Annotated in this window: 11 protein-coding genes; 3 read left to right on the plus strand and 8 right to left on the minus strand. The window is 66.0% G+C overall.

All coding sequences use genetic code 11. The annotated features are described in order from the left end of the window. Positions 1–633 (plus strand): metallophosphoesterase (locus HYH07_RS20405; RefSeq protein ID WP_220004183.1); only part of this gene is annotated, 633 nt, incomplete at its 5' end. A gap of 32 nt (positions 634–665) precedes the next feature. Here HYH07_RS20405 and HYH07_RS20410 read toward each other — a convergent pair. Beyond that, positions 666–1,673, minus strand: coding sequence for an ATP-dependent DNA ligase (locus HYH07_RS20410; RefSeq protein ID WP_220004290.1), 1,008 nt, complete (start codon positions 1,671–1,673; stop codon positions 666–668). Positions 1,674–1,851: 178 nt separating this feature from the next. Here HYH07_RS20410 and HYH07_RS20415 point away from each other — a divergent pair, with 178 nt between their 5' ends. Both HYH07_RS20415 and HYH07_RS20420 read left to right on the plus strand, forming a co-directional pair. Next, positions 1,852–2,277 (plus strand): SRPBCC family protein, encoded by a 426-nt coding sequence (locus HYH07_RS20415; RefSeq protein WP_220004184.1) that lies wholly within the window; start codon positions 1,852–1,854, stop codon positions 2,275–2,277. Then, positions 2,274–2,741 carry a MarR family winged helix-turn-helix transcriptional regulator gene (locus tag HYH07_RS20420; RefSeq protein WP_220004185.1) on the plus strand — a complete coding sequence of 156 codons (468 nt, stop codon included), beginning with the start codon at positions 2,274–2,276 and terminating at the stop codon, positions 2,739–2,741. Before HYH07_RS20415 ends, HYH07_RS20420 begins: the two co-directional genes overlap by 4 nt. Before the next feature lie 118 nt (positions 2,742–2,859). Here HYH07_RS20420 and trxA read toward each other — a convergent pair whose 3' ends face one another. The 7 genes from trxA to HYH07_RS20455 all read right to left on the minus strand — a co-directional run bounded on the left by trxA (position 2,860) and on the right by HYH07_RS20455 (position 15,446). After that, positions 2,860–3,180 carry a thioredoxin gene (gene trxA, locus HYH07_RS20425; RefSeq protein ID WP_007598398.1) on the minus strand — a complete coding sequence of 107 codons (321 nt, stop codon included), beginning with the start codon at positions 3,178–3,180 and terminating at the stop codon, positions 2,860–2,862. Between the two features lie 69 nt (positions 3,181–3,249). Continuing rightward, on the minus strand, positions 3,250–6,762 hold the full coding sequence (gene addA / locus HYH07_RS20430; RefSeq protein ID WP_220004186.1) for a double-strand break repair helicase AddA: 3,513 nt from the start codon (positions 6,760–6,762) through the stop codon (positions 3,250–3,252). Next, positions 6,756–9,899: a double-strand break repair protein AddB gene (gene addB / locus HYH07_RS20435; RefSeq protein WP_220004187.1), complete on the minus strand. Its 3,144-nt coding sequence runs from the start codon at positions 9,897–9,899 to the stop codon at positions 6,756–6,758. Before addB ends, addA begins: the two co-directional genes overlap by 7 nt. Positions 9,900–10,160: 261 nt before the next feature. Beyond that, the gene (locus HYH07_RS20440; protein ID WP_220004188.1) at positions 10,161–10,883 is read right to left on the minus strand and encodes a nucleotidyltransferase family protein; all 723 of its coding nucleotides are present in this window, start codon (positions 10,881–10,883) and stop codon (positions 10,161–10,163) included. Between the two features lie 122 nt (positions 10,884–11,005). Then, complete coding sequence (locus HYH07_RS20445) at positions 11,006–11,323, minus strand: PilZ domain-containing protein (RefSeq protein WP_220004189.1); 318 nt, start codon at positions 11,321–11,323, stop codon at positions 11,006–11,008. A gap of 89 nt (positions 11,324–11,412) precedes the next feature. Continuing rightward, positions 11,413–12,945: a tRNA (adenosine(37)-N6)-threonylcarbamoyltransferase complex ATPase subunit type 1 TsaE gene (gene tsaE / locus HYH07_RS20450; protein WP_220004190.1), complete on the minus strand. Its 1,533-nt coding sequence runs from the start codon at positions 12,943–12,945 to the stop codon at positions 11,413–11,415. Further along, positions 12,942–15,446, minus strand: coding sequence for a PAS domain-containing sensor histidine kinase (locus HYH07_RS20455; protein WP_220004191.1), 2,505 nt, complete (start codon positions 15,444–15,446; stop codon positions 12,942–12,944). Before HYH07_RS20455 ends, tsaE begins: the two co-directional genes overlap by 4 nt. Positions 15,447–15,703 lie beyond the last annotated feature (257 nt).

Genomic DNA, 15,703 nt, shown 5'->3' on the forward strand with positions numbered 1-15,703 from the left:
ATGCTGAGCGGCCCGCTCGATGCTGTCAGGACCATCGAGATCCTGATGGAGATCGATGCCGTGCATGTGCTCGGCAATCATGACCGCTATTTGCTCGACCGGCCCCCGGAGAAGATGGGCTCGTGGGATCGTCCTGCGCATGCGCAGCTCAATGCCGCCCAGCTCGATTGGCTGCGCGCGCAACCGATGACGCGCGTGTTTCGGGATCAGGTTTTCCTCTGCCACGCAACGCCCGAGAATGATGAAATCTATTGGCTCGACACCGTGCACCCCGATGGCACCGTCGCGCTGTCGCCGCTCGATCGCATCGAGCAGTTCGCGCAAGGCATCACGCAATCGCTGATCCTCTGCGCCCATACCCATCTCGCGCGCGCCGTGCGGCTTCGCGACAGCAGGCTGATCGTCAATCCCGGCAGCGTCGGCAGCCCCGGCTATCGCGACGTACATCCGTTCCCGCATGTCGTCGAAGCCGGCACCCCGCACGCGCGCTATGCAATTCTCGAACTCGTTGATGGTGCCTGGCAGGTGACGTTCTGCCACATCGCCTATGACCATGAAGCGATGGCCGCACTCGCCCGCCGCAACAATCAGCCCGAGCTGGCGAACGCACTGGCGACGGGGTGGATCAAATAGACGCCCGTAGCTCTGATGGGCTACGATCAACCTCACTTCAGCAGCTTCATCGGATCGGCCGCCTTCTGCTTCAACTGCTCGAAGGTACACTGCCGGGGCGCCTTGTCGGGGCGCCAGCGCAGGATCGAGGTGCCGTGGCGAAAGCGCTCGCCGCTGAAATGGTCGTAGCAGATCTCGATCACCAGCTTCGGCTTGAGCGGGCACCATTTGGCCGAGCGCTCGGTCGACCATCGGCTTGGCCCGCCGGGTGCGTTACCGGTGAAGCCGGGCTCGCCGATCAGCGCTTCCAGCCGGTCGGTCAGGGCGGGCTTCTCATCGGCCTTGATCGCTGACGTGAAGCCGACATGGTGCAGCAGGCCCTTGTCGTCGTAGAGCCCGAGCAGCAGCGAGCCCACGACCTTCCGGCCCGCGATCTTGTTGGTCGCATAGCGGAAGCCTCCGACCACGCAATCGGCGCTACGAAACTTCTTGATCTTCTGCATGCCCTCGCGATTTCCGGCCTGATAGGGCAGCTCAATGCGCTTGGCGATCACACCATCCGAACCGCCGCCGGATTGCGCCAGCCATTTTTTGGCCGTCGCGTAGCTCATCGTGAAAGGAGAGAGGCGGAAGAAACCGCCTTTCAGGTTGGCCCTCGCAAAGGCCTCCAGCGCCGGCCGGCGCTCGGTGAGCGGCGCATCGGCAAGCTCCCTTTTGTTCGCCGTCGCCAGCAGGTCGAACACGAGATACAGCGCCGGTGTTTCCTCCGACAGTTTCTTCACCCGGCTTGCGGCAGGATGAATCCGCTGCAGCAGCGCATCGAAGGAAAAGCCTTTGCCTTGCGGCACCACGATCTCGCCGTCGAGCGTGAACCGATCCGCCTTCAGCTCCAGCGCGGCGGCGACGATCTCGGGAAAATAGCGCGCGAGGTCCTCGCCGGATTTCGAGCGCAGATCAACGTTGCTGCCGTCGCGCGACAGCAGGCAGCGGAAGCCATCCCATTTCGGCTCGTACTGCCACTCCCCGCCGCGCGGGATGGCATCGACCGAACGCGCCTCCATGGCGGTCAGCCGGGCGGGCTTTCGGCGGGTTGCGCGGCGAGGAGAGGGCACGGCGAACGCTCTTTGACTGAGGACATGCGCTTCAACGCGGGGCCCGTAAATTTGCTCCTGCCAGGTGCCTTGACAAGATGATATGTGCGCTTATTATAAGCGCGCATATTAAAAAGGAGGCCGCATCGTGCGCATCGAAAACACCTGGCAGACGGAATGCGCCATCGAGACCACGGCCTCTCCGGAGGCGATCTGGGGCATCTTTCGCGACGTCCCCGCCTGGAAGAACTGGAACGCCGGCATCGAGCAGATCGCCATCGACGGGCCGTTTGCATCAGGCACCTGGTTCACCATGAAGCCGCCCGGCGAGGAAGCGCTGTGCTCGCAACTGGTCGAAGTGCGCGAAAATGTCTGCTTCGTCGATGAAACGCGGGTCGGCGACCTCGCCATCCTTGTCGCCCATCGCATCGAGCCGCTTGGACCCGGACGGACGCGCATCGTTTACGCGGTCGACGCCCGCGGGCCGCAGGCTGCCGAAATCGGCCCGGCTGTTTCCGCCGATTTCCCGGAGGTGCTGGCGAGCCTTGCCAAGCTGGCTGAAGGGACACGATGACCAAGCCGCCGCTTCCGACCCGATTGTCCGGGCCCGCCGAAAGCCCGGGCTTCCTGCTCTGGAAGATCTCGAACGCCTGGCAACGCCGGTTGCGGGTGGCGCTTCAGCCTTACGAGCTCACGCATTCCCAATTCGTGCTGCTGGCGACGGCAACCTGGTTTGGCGCCGAGGAAACGCTGACCCAGGCGCGGCTCTCTCAGCTCAGTGGCATCGATCCGATGACCACGTCGCAAGTGTTGCGCGCGCTGGAAGCTGCAGGGTTGATCGAGCGGATCGATCATCCTCAGGACCCGCGCGCCAAGGCGATCACCGTCACCAGAGCGGGGCGTGATCTCGCGCGGAAAGCCGTCGTGGCCGTCGAGGACGCCGACGCCGCGTTCTTCAAGCCGCTCGCGTCCGATACCAAGCGGCTGGTTGCGATGTTTCAGTCGCTCGTCGAGGGCAATGAGCGCGTTGATGAGTAGCCCGGATGGAGCCACCGGGACGGCGCGTCGCGCCGATCCGGTGGCTCCATCCGGGCTACGAGCAAAACAAAACGGCCGGCTGTTCGCCGGCCGTTGCAGAACTCTTATACGACGTGGATCAGACCGCGGAGGTGATCCACTGCTGCAGCTTCGCCTTCGGTGCGGCGCCGACCTGACGGGAGGCCATCTCGCCGCCCTTGAAGATCATCAGGGTCGGGATCGACATCACGCCATATTTCGACGCGGTCTTCGGGCTCTCGTCGACATTGAGCTTCACGATCTTGACCTTGTCGCCCATCGCGCCGGCGATCTCGTCGAGGGCGGGGGCGATCATGCGGCAGGGGCCGCACCACTCGGCCCAGAAATCGACGACGACGGGGCCGTTCGCCTTGAGCACTTCGGCTTCGAAATCGGTGTCAGAAACCTTGCCAACGGCCATTGGAGTACCTCACTCGGTTGAAAGAGAATCGGCGCGACCTGGAATCGCGCCGGAGATCATGGTCTCAACCTATGAACGGCCCCTTGCCGGGTCAAGGATGCTCACGCCGAGATGAAGGGATGCCAGCGCCGCGTCCAGCGCGGGGGCTGAAAGCTCCATATATTCAAGGGCCTCGGTCCAGAGCAGCACGGCGCGGACGGGCTTTTGGGGATAAAGCCTGGAAAGCACCGCCCGGTAGAGCGCGAGCTGCCTGACATAGGCGGCGGGCGCCTCGGCAGCGCTCCTGGGCGCCGTCTGGTTGGTCTTGAAATCGACGATCAAAACCTCTGATGGCGTCACCACCAGGCGGTCGATCTGCCCCGATACCAGCGCCGGCGGCCCGCCCGGCCGTTCCAGCCGTCCGACGATGGCGACCTCCGCCCGGCTCCCGGCGGCAAAGACCGGTGCGAAGCGCGGCTCGGCGATCAAGGCGAGCACCTTGTCGGCCAGCGCGACCCGATCGGCCTCGGTCCAATCAGCGGCGTTACGCGCCATGAAACCGAGCGCGGCCTCGCGCCGGCGCTCGGTGGCGATATCGGGCAGGGATTGCAGCAGCCGGTGCACCAGCGTGCCGCGCTGCAATGCAAGAGCGCGCGATTGCACGGATTCGCCTGATCGCACGCGGCGGCCTTCCTCGGCCTGCTGGCCGGAGGGGCGCAATGGATCGTCCTCCATCATCTCGCGCAGTGCCGGCGTCCGCAGCCAGTCCGGCAGCGTGATCGTCTGATCGACTGAGCTCGCCGGTGTGCCCAGCGCCGCCACATCCCCGGGACGGGCGAATCGGGTCACCTTTCCGAGCGGTGTCTCGATCGTTTCTTTCGCCAGGCCCGAGCCTGAGAGACCGGTGTCGATCAGATCGTACCAGCTCAGCTTGCGGACGGTCCTCATGTTGCCGGGCATGCAGCCGCCGACGATTAGGCGGTCGGCCGCGCGCGTCATCGCGACATAGAGCAGGCGGCGATATTCGTCCTCGGTCTCCTCCAGCATCGCCTTGCGCGCCTCGGCGACAGGTCTTGGATCGTCGGCCTTGCGCCCAGCCCAGACCACGACCTCGCCGCCATTGCCGCGTGGCACGTTGATAAGCCGCACCCGCTGCGAGTCCGCGGGTGACGACGTGGTGTCGACCATGAACACGACCGAGGCCTCGAGGCCCTTGGCGCCGTGCACCGTCATCACCCGGACTTCGTCGCGGGTGATTTCCATGTCGCGCTTCACTTCAGTGTCGGCTGAGCGCAGCCAGGCCATAAAACCCTGCAGCGAGGCAGGTGCCTTGCGCTCGCAATTCAGCGCCAGCTCCAGAAACTCGTCGAGCGCGTCATTGGCTTCGTGACCGAGCCGCCGCAGGATCCGCGCGCGGCCGCCGTCGCCGCCGAGCAGCCAGGCATAGAAGGCAAACGGCGTTTCCTCGCGGGCCCGGATCTCGCAGGCTTCCAGGCGCCGCAACACGGTCGCAAACTTCTCGCTTCCAGCCGCACGCTCGCCGAGGGCGCTGCGCAGCGATCCCTTGCGGTCATGCGCAAGCACGAACAGGTCGTCGTCATCGAGCCCGAACAGCGGGCTCTTGAGCGCCACCGCCAGCGCAAGGTCGTCCTGCGGCAGCAGCAGCGCGTCCGCAAGGTTCATCAGATCGATGATGGCGATGTGCTCGGTCAGCTTGAGGCGGTCGGCGCCGGCAACGGGGACGCCGGCGTGCTTCAGTGCCTGGATCACGGCGTCGAACGCATTGCCGCGTCGGCGCACCAGGATCAGCACGTCGCCATAGCGCAAGGGGCGTCGCTCGCCTTCATGACCCGTGAGCGTGCCGCTCTCGACCAGCCGCTTGATCTCGGCCTGGATGCGCCGGGCGAGCTTGACCTCGGGGCTGGTCACGGCGACGCCGTCGAACGGCGCGCGCCATCCCTCGATCTCCTGCCGGTCGTCGGCTTCGGCGAGATCCCAGAGCTCGATCACGCTCGGGCCGGCATCGGCCAGCGCGTTGTGCAGGGGATGGCCGATCTCGACCGAATGGATGCTCTTGTAGATCGCGGGATCGCGGAAGACGTGGTCGACCGAATGCAGGATCGCGGCGCCCGAGCGGAACGAATAGGTGAAAGCCACGGGATCGAATTTCAGCCCGGCCGCGGTGAATTTGCGGTGCAGCTCGCGCCGGCGCGCATCGAACTCGTGCGGGGCTGCGCCCTGGAACGAGAAGATCGACTGCTTCTCGTCGCCGACGGCGAAGACCGTGCGGTTCAATCCCTCGCGCGCGCCTTCGCCGGCCGTGAATTCCGAAATGATATGCGCGACGATGTCCCATTGCCGCGGGCTGGTATCCTGCGCCTCGTCGATCAGCACGTGATCGACGCCGCGGTCGAGCTTGTAATGCACCCAGCCCGAGGAGATGCGGTCGAGCATCGCCAGCGTCTTGTCGATGAGGTCGTCATAGTCGAGCAGGCCGCGCTCAAGCTTCTCGCGGCGGTAGTTCGCAGCGGCTGCGGTCGCGATATGCAGAAGAGCCGCGGTGCGGTCGCGTACGACCACTGCACGGCGCTTATCTATCAGAGCCTCGAGACGCTGCGCCTCTTTCTCCAGAAGATCAGCGACGGCTGGATAGTCCTTGCAAAACTGCTTTGTAAATAACGCTTTGCGCGGTTGCTTCTTATCATCGGTAAGGAACACTCCGAGATAAGTATCGACTTGATCACTTCCCGAGAAGGCCTTCGCATTTCGCAAGCAATCGGAATGGGCTTTTTCGGTCTTGTTCCCGTTATCTAGCACAAGGGCTATCTCATCCCAGCGGGAGCGCGGCAGGTATGGGCCGTCGAGAATCTCGGTCTCGACATCCTCGACGCGGTCACTCGCGTCGACGCCCAATACGGTCGCCATCTGCTCGGCTGCAACGGCGGCGTTGCCGGCCTCATCGGTCCAGGCCATGAAATGGTCGCGGCTGAGGCACGCCTCGCGCACGACCTCCTTGAAGGTGACGTCGGCGGCGCTCGCCATCGCGGTCAGCAGCGCGCGGCCGGTGACGCTGTCAGGATCGCGCGCGGCCTCCAGGAATACCTTCAGATTGGCGCGCTCCATCATGTCGTTCTGATCGCGGTCATCCATCACGGCGAATCGCGCCGGCACGTTGGCTTCGAACGGGAACTGCTGGAGCAGGCGGGTGCAGAGCGCGTGGATGGTCTGCACCTTCAATCCGCCCGGCGTCTCCAGCGCGCAGGCGAACAGCTTTCGTGCCTCGCGCCGCAGCTTTGCGCTGGGATGCGGGATGCCGATGGCGCGGATCGCAGCGTCGAGCCCGGCATCATCGAGCGTCACCCAATGTCCCAGCGTGGTGAACACGCGCTCGGCCATGTTGGCGGCGGCCGCCTTGGTGAAGGTGATGCAGAGGATCTTTTCCGGCGGTACGCCCGACAGCAAAAGGCGGATCACGCGCTGCACCAGCACATGCGTCTTGCCCGAGCCGGCATTGGCCGACACGAAAGCCGACGCGGTCGGGTCCGACGCACGCGCCTGCCGTGCACGCACCTCGTCCGGGATCGGGCGCGGAAGCTTCACCATTCCTCGATCCCCAGACCGCCGGCCGCGGACCATTCCTTGATCCGGGCGAGATTGTCATAGGCGCCGTAGCGGTTGGTCCACATCGGCAGGTTCAGCGAGGTGTAAGGCTGGTTCTCGTCGTCGAAGGCGCGGATCAGCGCTTCCAGCTTGGCGCGCGCTTCCGCGGCCGCGGTGTCCGGCGGCTGCGGCTCGTCACCGGGCTTGTATTTGAGCTCGAGGATGCGCTCCTCGCCCGGCGGGTTGTTGCCGCTGAGGCGGACGTAGACGAGCTGGCTCACCGATGCGCCGGCGTCGATGTCGGGGAAACCGCCCTCGCGCAGGATGGCGGCTTCCAGCGTCAGCTGTGGCGACAGGCCCATGCGGACCTGCTTGCCGGTCGGTGGCTGACCGGTCTTGTAGTCGAGGATGGCGTAGCCACCGCCGCGGCGCCGCTCGATGCGGTCGGCGCGGGCGGAGAGAATGAAGCTGCGCTGATGATCGAGCCGGATCGAGATCTCGCCGCGGGTCTCGGCCGTGATCGCCTCGATCGCATCGCGCCGCGCCGTCTCCCATTCGCCGAACCATTGCGCGATGCGCTGGAAGCGCGGCCACCACAGCGCGCGCGCCTCGGGCCGCTCCATCAGCAGGGCGAAATGCTTCTCACCGATCGCGCGCAACACGCGGGCGGGATCGTCGGGCAGATGCCTGGCGTAAGTCTCGGTGAACTCGCCGATTGCATCGTGAATGGCCGAGCCGCGATCAGCTGCCGACAGCGGCATGTCGACGGGATCGAGCGTGTCGAGCTTCAGGATGTATTTGGCGTAGATCGTGTAGGGATCGCGCAGCCAGTCCTCGATCGCGGTGACCGACATCTTCAGCGGCCGCGTCGCGCGCGGCGGTCGCGGCTCGGGCTGCTTGACCGGCCTGACCTCGGCGGGCTGGTCCAGCGCGCCCGCGAGCTGCACGTATTTTTCGCCGGTGCGAACCGCCACCTTCCAGAGCTCGTCGCCCGCAACAGCTTCCAGCCGGTGCAGGAAGCGCGAGGCGACGGCCGGCGCGCCGCCGGCTTTGGCGGAATGGGTGAGGATCACCTCGTCGCCGCCGAGCAGCTGCGCGAAATCATGCGCGGAGAGGCCGATACGGCGCTCCGGCAGATCGAGACCGAGCTCGTGCCGCATCGGTCGGCTCAGCCAGGGATCGATCCGCGGCGCCGGCGGCCAGACGCCTTCGATCAGGCCGCCGATGATGACGCGGTCGGCCTGCATCAGGCGCGATTCCAGCGGGCCGTAGATCTGAAGGCGCGCGCCGGGCTGGTCGCGCCGTCGCACCGCGCGATCGCTGAACGCGGTCTGGAACACATCGGCATAGTCCGCTAGCTGCACCATCAATCCGCTGCTGGTGCCGCCGCGCAGGAGATCGTCGAACGCGCTGGCGAGCGCAAGGCCCTCGCGCTCCTCGAACGCAAGTGGAACGCCCTGCTCGTCGCGCGACAGCTCGATCAGGATCTCGCGATGGCGATGCGCCAGCTCGGCGAAGTCGAACGGTTTTGACGATGCGAGGCTCTCGATCGGCGCCAAGGCTTGTCGGAGCGCGTCGATCAGCGCCTGGATGCGATCGAGATCTTCTGCCTTGAGACGCGCGCGCGGCTCGGCGGCGTGCAGCGCGGAGACGTCATGGCGCCAGAGCTTTGCCAGCTCCTCGCGAAAGCGGCTGAACTCGCGCAGCAGGCCGCCCGTCCCCGCCGGCGGACGCGTGCCGCGCAGGACTGCGAGCTCCAGCCCCTCGATCGCCGCCTTCCATGCGCCGGGCGTGCGGCCGAGCCGGCACAGCGGGTGTTTCAGCATCGCCAGCAGCGTCGGCGGCTCCAATCCCCTGGTCGCGACCTCCGCCACAAAGCGGGCGAAGACGCCGGCTGCGGTCTCCATCAACACGTCGCCGCCGGAATCATCGAAGGCGAGATCCCAACGCGTCAGCGCCGCCATCACCCGCCGCGCCAGCGCGCGATCCGGTGTCACCAGCGCCGCCGATTTGCCGAGATGCCGCGCCTCGCGCATCGCAATTGCAATGGCGAGCGCTTCCATTTCCGGATTGGGCGCCGCGACGACGGCGAGGTTCTTCATGCCGCCGGCGATCTTGGCGGCGACGTCAGGCTGCTTCAGCCGGTCATGCCAGACTTCCGTCTTGGCGGATGGCCGCATCGATTCCGATGCGAGCAGGTCACGGCCGCTTTTCGCCGGCGGCTGCAGAATCTCGACATCGCTGCGCTTGATGCCGAAGCGCTGGAGCAGCGCATGCATCGCATATTGCGGATGGTTCGAGGTGGGAGTCTCGGTGATGCCCAGCAGGTCCCTGCTGCCGCCGATGCTGCGCCAGGCTTCCTCATCGAGATCGGTGTCGAGCCCCGGCAGCACCACGGCGCCATGGGGCAGCGAAGCGACGGCATGGAGGAATTTCGCGGTGGCCGGCATCGAGCCGGTCGAGCCTGCTGCGATCACGGGACCGCGGGGATGCGCGGTCAGCCGCTTGGCTTCGGCCGCGATCAAGAGATCGCGCCGCGCGGCGGGCTCGATGCGGTTGATCTCGGCGAGATGTTGCGGCCAGGCGATGCGCGCGATGCGCAAGAAGTCGAGCGAGTGCTGCCAGTAGCGATCGAGCATGTCAGGCACGAGCCCGTCGAGCGCACTCCAGTCGACGCCGCGCGTCACCATGTCGTCGATCAGGCGTGCGAGGTCGCCGGCCAGCGCCAGGGTGGAAGCGGGGCCGCCGACCACCAGCGGCGCCAACACCGGGCCCTTGGCCCAGGCGGCGACCAGCTGCGCCAGGGTCAGCCGCCGCTCGAGCTCGCCGAGCCGCGGCGGAATCTCGAGCGGCGTCGTGCCGGAAAACTGGTCGGCTTCGTCAGCGAAAGCGAGCTCGTCCTCGTCGATGTCGCCGAGCGCGACGATACGCGGCAACACCACGGCGTCGGCCTTCATCTCGTCGAGAAAGATCTCGCGGACCACGCGCATGGCGCGCCGTGTCGGCAGGTACAGCGTGGCGTCCGCCAGCCGCGCCGGTTCCTTGCGCGCCTCGAATCCGTCGACCAGCCTGCCATCGAGCAGGGCAGAGACGATGGTGCGCAGGAACGGAACTGAGAGGGGGACGCTAAAAACGCGCATGAGCTGCCTGATTCGAACGATCAGGCAATATAGGGAGGCGGGCTCGAATGGTCATGGGTGGGGGCGAAATCGTCCCCGCTGTTTGTGAGGCTAGGACGGTTTCGTAGGGTGGGTTAGACGGCGGCTGCGCGAAGCGCAGTCCGCTGGCGTAACCCACCACTTCTGCTGCCGCGGAAACCAAAGTGGTGGGTTACGCCCGCGGATCGCGCTTCGCGCGACCGCAAGCTAACCCACCCTACGGCGCCGTGCTCGTGGTGGCCCTTACGCCACGCTCTCCAGAAACGCCTCTTCCGCCGCGTGCACCGCATCGGGCGTGCCGACATGCATCCAGACGCCGTCGAGGCGCAGGCCGAACAGGCGCTCCTGCTCATTGGCGCGGTCGAACATCCTTGTCAGCGAGAACTCGCCCTGCGGCGCGGCCTCGAAGATCTTCGGCGACAGGATCGCCGCGCCCGCATAGACGAACGGGACGATCTCTTTTTCCTTGCGCTTGCGCAGGGCGCCGTCGGGCAGCATGCCGTAATCGCCGCGGCCGCTATAGCCGATGCTGGTCGCGGTCGGCGCCATCAGCAGCAGGATGTCCATGCTGGCAGGATCGAAGTTTTCCGCGAGCCGCGTCAGGTTGGAGCGCACGCCATCGATCCACAGCGTGTCGGAATTGACGTGGAAGAACGGCGCATCGCCGAGCAACGGCAGCGCCTTGACCACGCCGCCGCCGGTGCCGAGCACCTGGTCGCGCTCGTCCGAGATGGTCACGCGCGGATGCTGGCGTGCCCTGGTGTGCTCGATGATCTGGTCGGGCAGATAGTGCACGTTGACGACCGCGTCGGTGACGCCGGCCTGGGCAAGCTTGTCGAGCACGTGGTCGAGCAGCGGCTGGCCGGCCACCGGCACCATCGGCTTTGGCATCGTGTCCGTCAGTGGACGCATGCGCAGGCCGAACCCAGCGGCGAGCACCATGGCTTTGGTCGGTTTGACGGACATGCCTGACTTTCTCGAACCTCAAATTCGCGTTTGCAGGAAACCTAGCACGGACCTGACACGGCCGCACCGCATCTCGACGGCCTTAGCCGGCCGGCGTGACGGTTGTGCGACGTGTGTTGCCGTCACGCCCCGACGGCTGTGGAACGCGCCTTTTTCCTCTTGTCGCCGACTTTCAGGAAATTGACGCCGATCTGGTCGCCATTCACCCAGGCCAGTTCGCAGCGCCGGTACGCAAGTCCCGTCGACGACAGCAGCAGAAAGAATTCCTTCAGATGCAGGCCTTCGACCGAGCCGTCGATGGTCAGCTTGGCGCCGCTGTCGGAGACGTCCTCCACGGTGCATTCACGCCGCCAGGTGCCGTCAATGCCCATCATCTGGGCCGAAATCCCGCGTTCGAAAACAACCCTGTTGTTCCCGCGATGATCCGCCTTGACCGCCATCTGCCTCAAGCTCCAGCCCGGTATTTGTCCGGCTGCCCGGGGGCGATGATACCGGTGTGATGGCTAACAGCCGGTAAACCGGTTCCGGCTCAGGCTTCAGGCGGTCGTTGCGGCGGCGGCACGTTGGCGAGATACCAGTCGCGCAAATGCTCCAGCGCGGGATGTGCGAGCGAGCGCTGGAGATAGGTCCAGATCCGCGGCTGGTGGCGCAGATAGTGCGGCTTGCCGTCGCGGCGGTTGAGCCGGGCGAAGGTGCCGAGCAGGCGTGTGTTGCGTTGCGCCGACATGATCGCATAGAGCTCGGCAAAGCTGGCCGCATCGAAGCTCGCATCATCCTTGCGGCGCGCCTTGATGTAGCGCGACAGCAGCGTCAGCTCCAGGCTCTCGGGCACATCGATGCGGGCGTCCTGAAGCAGCGACACCACGTCATAGGCGTGCGGCCCGAGCACGGTATCCTGGAAGTCGATCACGCCGACGCGTGCCATGCCGGCACGATCCGCCAGCCAGATCAGATTGGGCGAGTGGTAGTCGCGGATGATCCAGGTCTTTGGCGCGGCCAGCGGCTTCTTCAGGAGCTCGCGCCACATCGCAAAGAATTCCGCGCGCTTCTCACGGCTCAGCGGCGCGTTGCGATCGGGCAGATACCATTCCGGCATCAAGCCGATCTCGATCAGCAGCGCGTCGGTGTCCCAGGCGGGAATGGTATAGGTCTGCCCGTCCAGCGGCAGCGTCTCCGGCAGTGTCTTGCTGTGGAGCACGGCCAGCACGTCGGTCGCGGCTTCATAGCGTTCGGCAATCGGCCGCGGCGGATTGCCTTCGATCACGCCTTCCCTGCCGAAATCCTCCGAGATCAGAAAGCCGTGCTCGAGATCGCAATGGTGGATTTTCGGCGCCGAGATGCCTGCCGCGCGCAGGCCTTCGTCGATGGCGACGAACGGCTTGATGTTCTCGGCCAGATGCACCGCGGCGCTGTAGGATTTTCCATTGTAGATCGCGGCACCATCGGGGCGCTGCGGGGAGTTCATCAGGATGACGGCGCGGTCGTCGCGGATCAGGCGCGCATAGGAGCGGGTCGAGGCGTCGCCCGGCATGCGCTTGCGCGTCGCGGCGAGATAGCCTGAGGCGTCGAGGAATTCGCGCAGCGTCCTCAGTCGCGCAACAATGGCCGCGCTCTTGCCATAGCCGGTGATGTCGGCGGCGCGCGCATTCGAGCCCAGCGCCGGGCGATGCGTCAGCGCGATGTCGATGCGGTCTTCAGGCATCGCCGATGGCGCACGCTCGGGCCATTCGATCAGCACCAGCGTCGCATCGGGGAGCGGCGACAGCCCGATCTCCTCGAGCTCGCTCTCGTCCTCGACGCGGTAGAGGTCGGCATGCATCACCGCAAAGGCCGGCAGCTCGTAACCCTGCACCAGCGTGAAGGTCGGGCTCGGCACTTCCAGCGCGTCGTCGTCGGCGAGGTAACGGATCAGGCTGCGGGCCGCGGCCGTCTTGCCGGCGCCGAGATCGCCTGTCAGCGTGATGGTGTCGCCGGGGCCGACCAGCAGCGCGAGGTCGGCCATCAATTGCGCGGTCGCCGTCTCGTTGTGGAGCGCGACGGAGAGTTTGGCGGGTTCGCTCATTCGGCGGCGTCGCGATGCGCCGCCTGGTCGGTCGGGAAGTCGCAAGTGACGACCGTCCCTTTGCCGACGGCCGAATCCACCTGCACCTTGCCGCCATGCAGCTCGACGAAGGAGCGCACCAGCGACAGGCCGAGCCCGGCGCCCCGATGACGCGAGCCCTGCGAGCGGCTTTCGAACCAGTTGAATACCTTGTCCCTCATGTCGGCGGGTATTCCAGGTCCGGAATCTGTCACAATGAAGACGACGCTGCGCTCGGTGCGTCGCGCGCTGATCCCGACGGTGGAATCCTGCGGCGAGAAGCCGACGGCGTTGGCAAGGAGGTTATAGAGCACCTGCACCACGCGCTTCTCGTCGCCGATGAAGCTGCCGACATCGGGCGCGATCTCGACCTTGAGGCGGATTCGGTCGGTGGCGAGCCGGTCCTGGATACCTTCGGCGGCCAGCTCGATGGTCTTGCTGACGTCGACCGGGCCAAGCTCCAGCTTCATAGCGCCGGCGTCGATGGTGGCGAGATCGAGAATGTTGTTGGTCAGCGCCAGCAGCGCATTGGTCGATTTGGTGACGTAGTCGAGATATTCGGCCTGCTTCGGCGTCAGCGGCCCGGTCGAGGGATCGCTGAGGAAATGCGCGAAGCCGATGATGGTGGTGAGCGGCGAGCGCAGCTCGTAGGAGACGTGGTGGACGAAATCCACCTTCATCTGGTCGGCGGCCTCCAGCGCCTCGTTGCGCTCGCGCAGTGCGCGCTCGACATTCTCGGTGTCGGTGATGTCGAGGAAGGTCAGCATGGTCGCGCCGTCATGCAGCGGACGGATCATGCCGTCGAGCACGCTGCCGTCCTTGCGCTCCAGCTTGATCGGCACGTCGCCACGGTTCTCGATCGAGGTGATGGCCTCGCGGATCTGCCGCCACACCACGGGGTCGTCGAACAGCTGATGGCACCAGCCCTCGACGGTCTGAATATGCGGCTCCTCGCGCATGGCATCGTTGGAGAGCTTCCACATCCGCAGGAAAGCCGGATTGAACAGCTGCGCCTTGCCGTTGCTGCCGAACACGGCGACGCCCTCGGCGAGGCTGTCCAGCGTCTCGCGCTGCACCCGGATCATGCCGTCGAAGCGGCGGGCGAGCTCGAGGCTCTCGGTGACGTCGTCGAAGAGGTAGGTGACGCCGCCTTCGGGGTTCGGCGTGGTGACGACCGAGAGCGCGCGGCCGTCGGGCAGGTACCAGGTGTCCTTCGCGGTCTCGACCGCGCGATAGGCCTCGTGCAGCTTGGCCTTCCAGGCGCGGAAATCAGGCTGCTCCTGTAATTTGCGCGCGGCGCGGAGCTGGTCGAGCACACTGGAATCGTCTGGGTGGGCGTCGAGGAAGTTGCGGTCGAGGTCCCACAGCCGCCGGTAGGAATCGTTGTAGAAGGCAAGGCGCCGCTGGCCGTCGAACACGGCAACGCCTGACGAGAGCTGGTCGAGCGTGCGGCGATGCGCCTCCGCCATCCGCACCAGCGCGGCGCTCAAGGCATCGGCTTCGCTCGCATCGATCGCGACACCGACACTGCCGTGGCCGACATTGACGGAGCGCACGTCGTACATGCGCCGCTCGCCGCCGATCACGATCGGCAGCCGCGAGGTGAACTGAGCGCTGTCCTTCAGGCTGCGCTCCATGGCGGTGCGGTCGGCGCTGTCGAGCAGCTCGAGCTTGCGGTCCTGGGCGTCCGCGATGCTGGTCGCTTCCGTCGCGCGTACATAGGCCGGGTTGGCGAAGGTCAACGCGCCGTTCTCGCCCTTGGCCCAGATCGGCCATGGCGCGGCGGCGGCGAAGCCGCGCAGCATCTCGGTCTCGTCCGAGAGCGCCTGGTAGCGCAGATGGGTCTCGGCGAGATCGCGCCGCAGGCCGGAGAGCTCGCGAATCCGGACGATGGCCTGGCCGCCGATGGCGCGGCCGATCGCTTCCAGCGTGTGGCCGTTGGCGGTGGTCAGCGTCAGCTGGAAGCCGTCGCCGCGTTCGCGCAAGCCGTCGACGGCGTGATCCATTTGCAGCGCCGGTTCCGGCGGCAGCCAGGTTCCAAAGGCGAGCACGCGCTGCGGCGACGAATCGCGCGGCAGCACCATGGAGATGTCGCCCGAGATCTGCGCGCGATCATCGCCGGCCGGCCACGAGATCAGGATCTGCGGCTCGGCGAACAGCAGCGCGCCGAAGCGGTCGGTCTGCAACTGAAGTTCCCGGATCCGTTCAAGCAGCGCCGCCTCGTTCTTGGCGGTGCGCACGCGGGTCCGCATCAAGAGGATCGCGGCCACGACCGAGAAGCCGAGCAGAGCGAGCGCAGTGGCCAGCACCGCAAGCTCCTGCCGGTTGAAATCCAGCAATATCGAGAGTGTGTCGACAAGGTCGGCGGCATCAGCCGGCTCAGCCGGCAGCAGCGCTGCGAGAGCGCCTCCGAATAGGCTGTTGCGCACCAAGGAGGAGCACGACAGCAGCGTCCGACGCATCGACACGATCACGCCTGACATAGTTGCCCCAAGACCGCACGAATTGACCTCGCGGCGACCCCCGTCGCGCGCGAATCAAACGACAATACCCCCACCGCGACTCCACCGGTAAGAGTCCAGACCGTGAACGCAAACGCGGCCCCAAAAAAATGCGGGACGTGGAGTTCCAGCCTCACGTAATTCTGCGGATGATTCGGCTGGGATTGCGGTGTGTTAGTGGCGGATGTTGGCGAGACTCGCTGTTCGCTCCAACGAGGGTGCGTTCCCTCCCCCCTTGT

It is taken from the genome of Bradyrhizobium sp. BR 10261, from assembly GCF_019455395.1.
Taxonomy (GTDB): Bacteria; Pseudomonadota; Alphaproteobacteria; order Rhizobiales; family Xanthobacteraceae; genus Bradyrhizobium; species Bradyrhizobium manausense.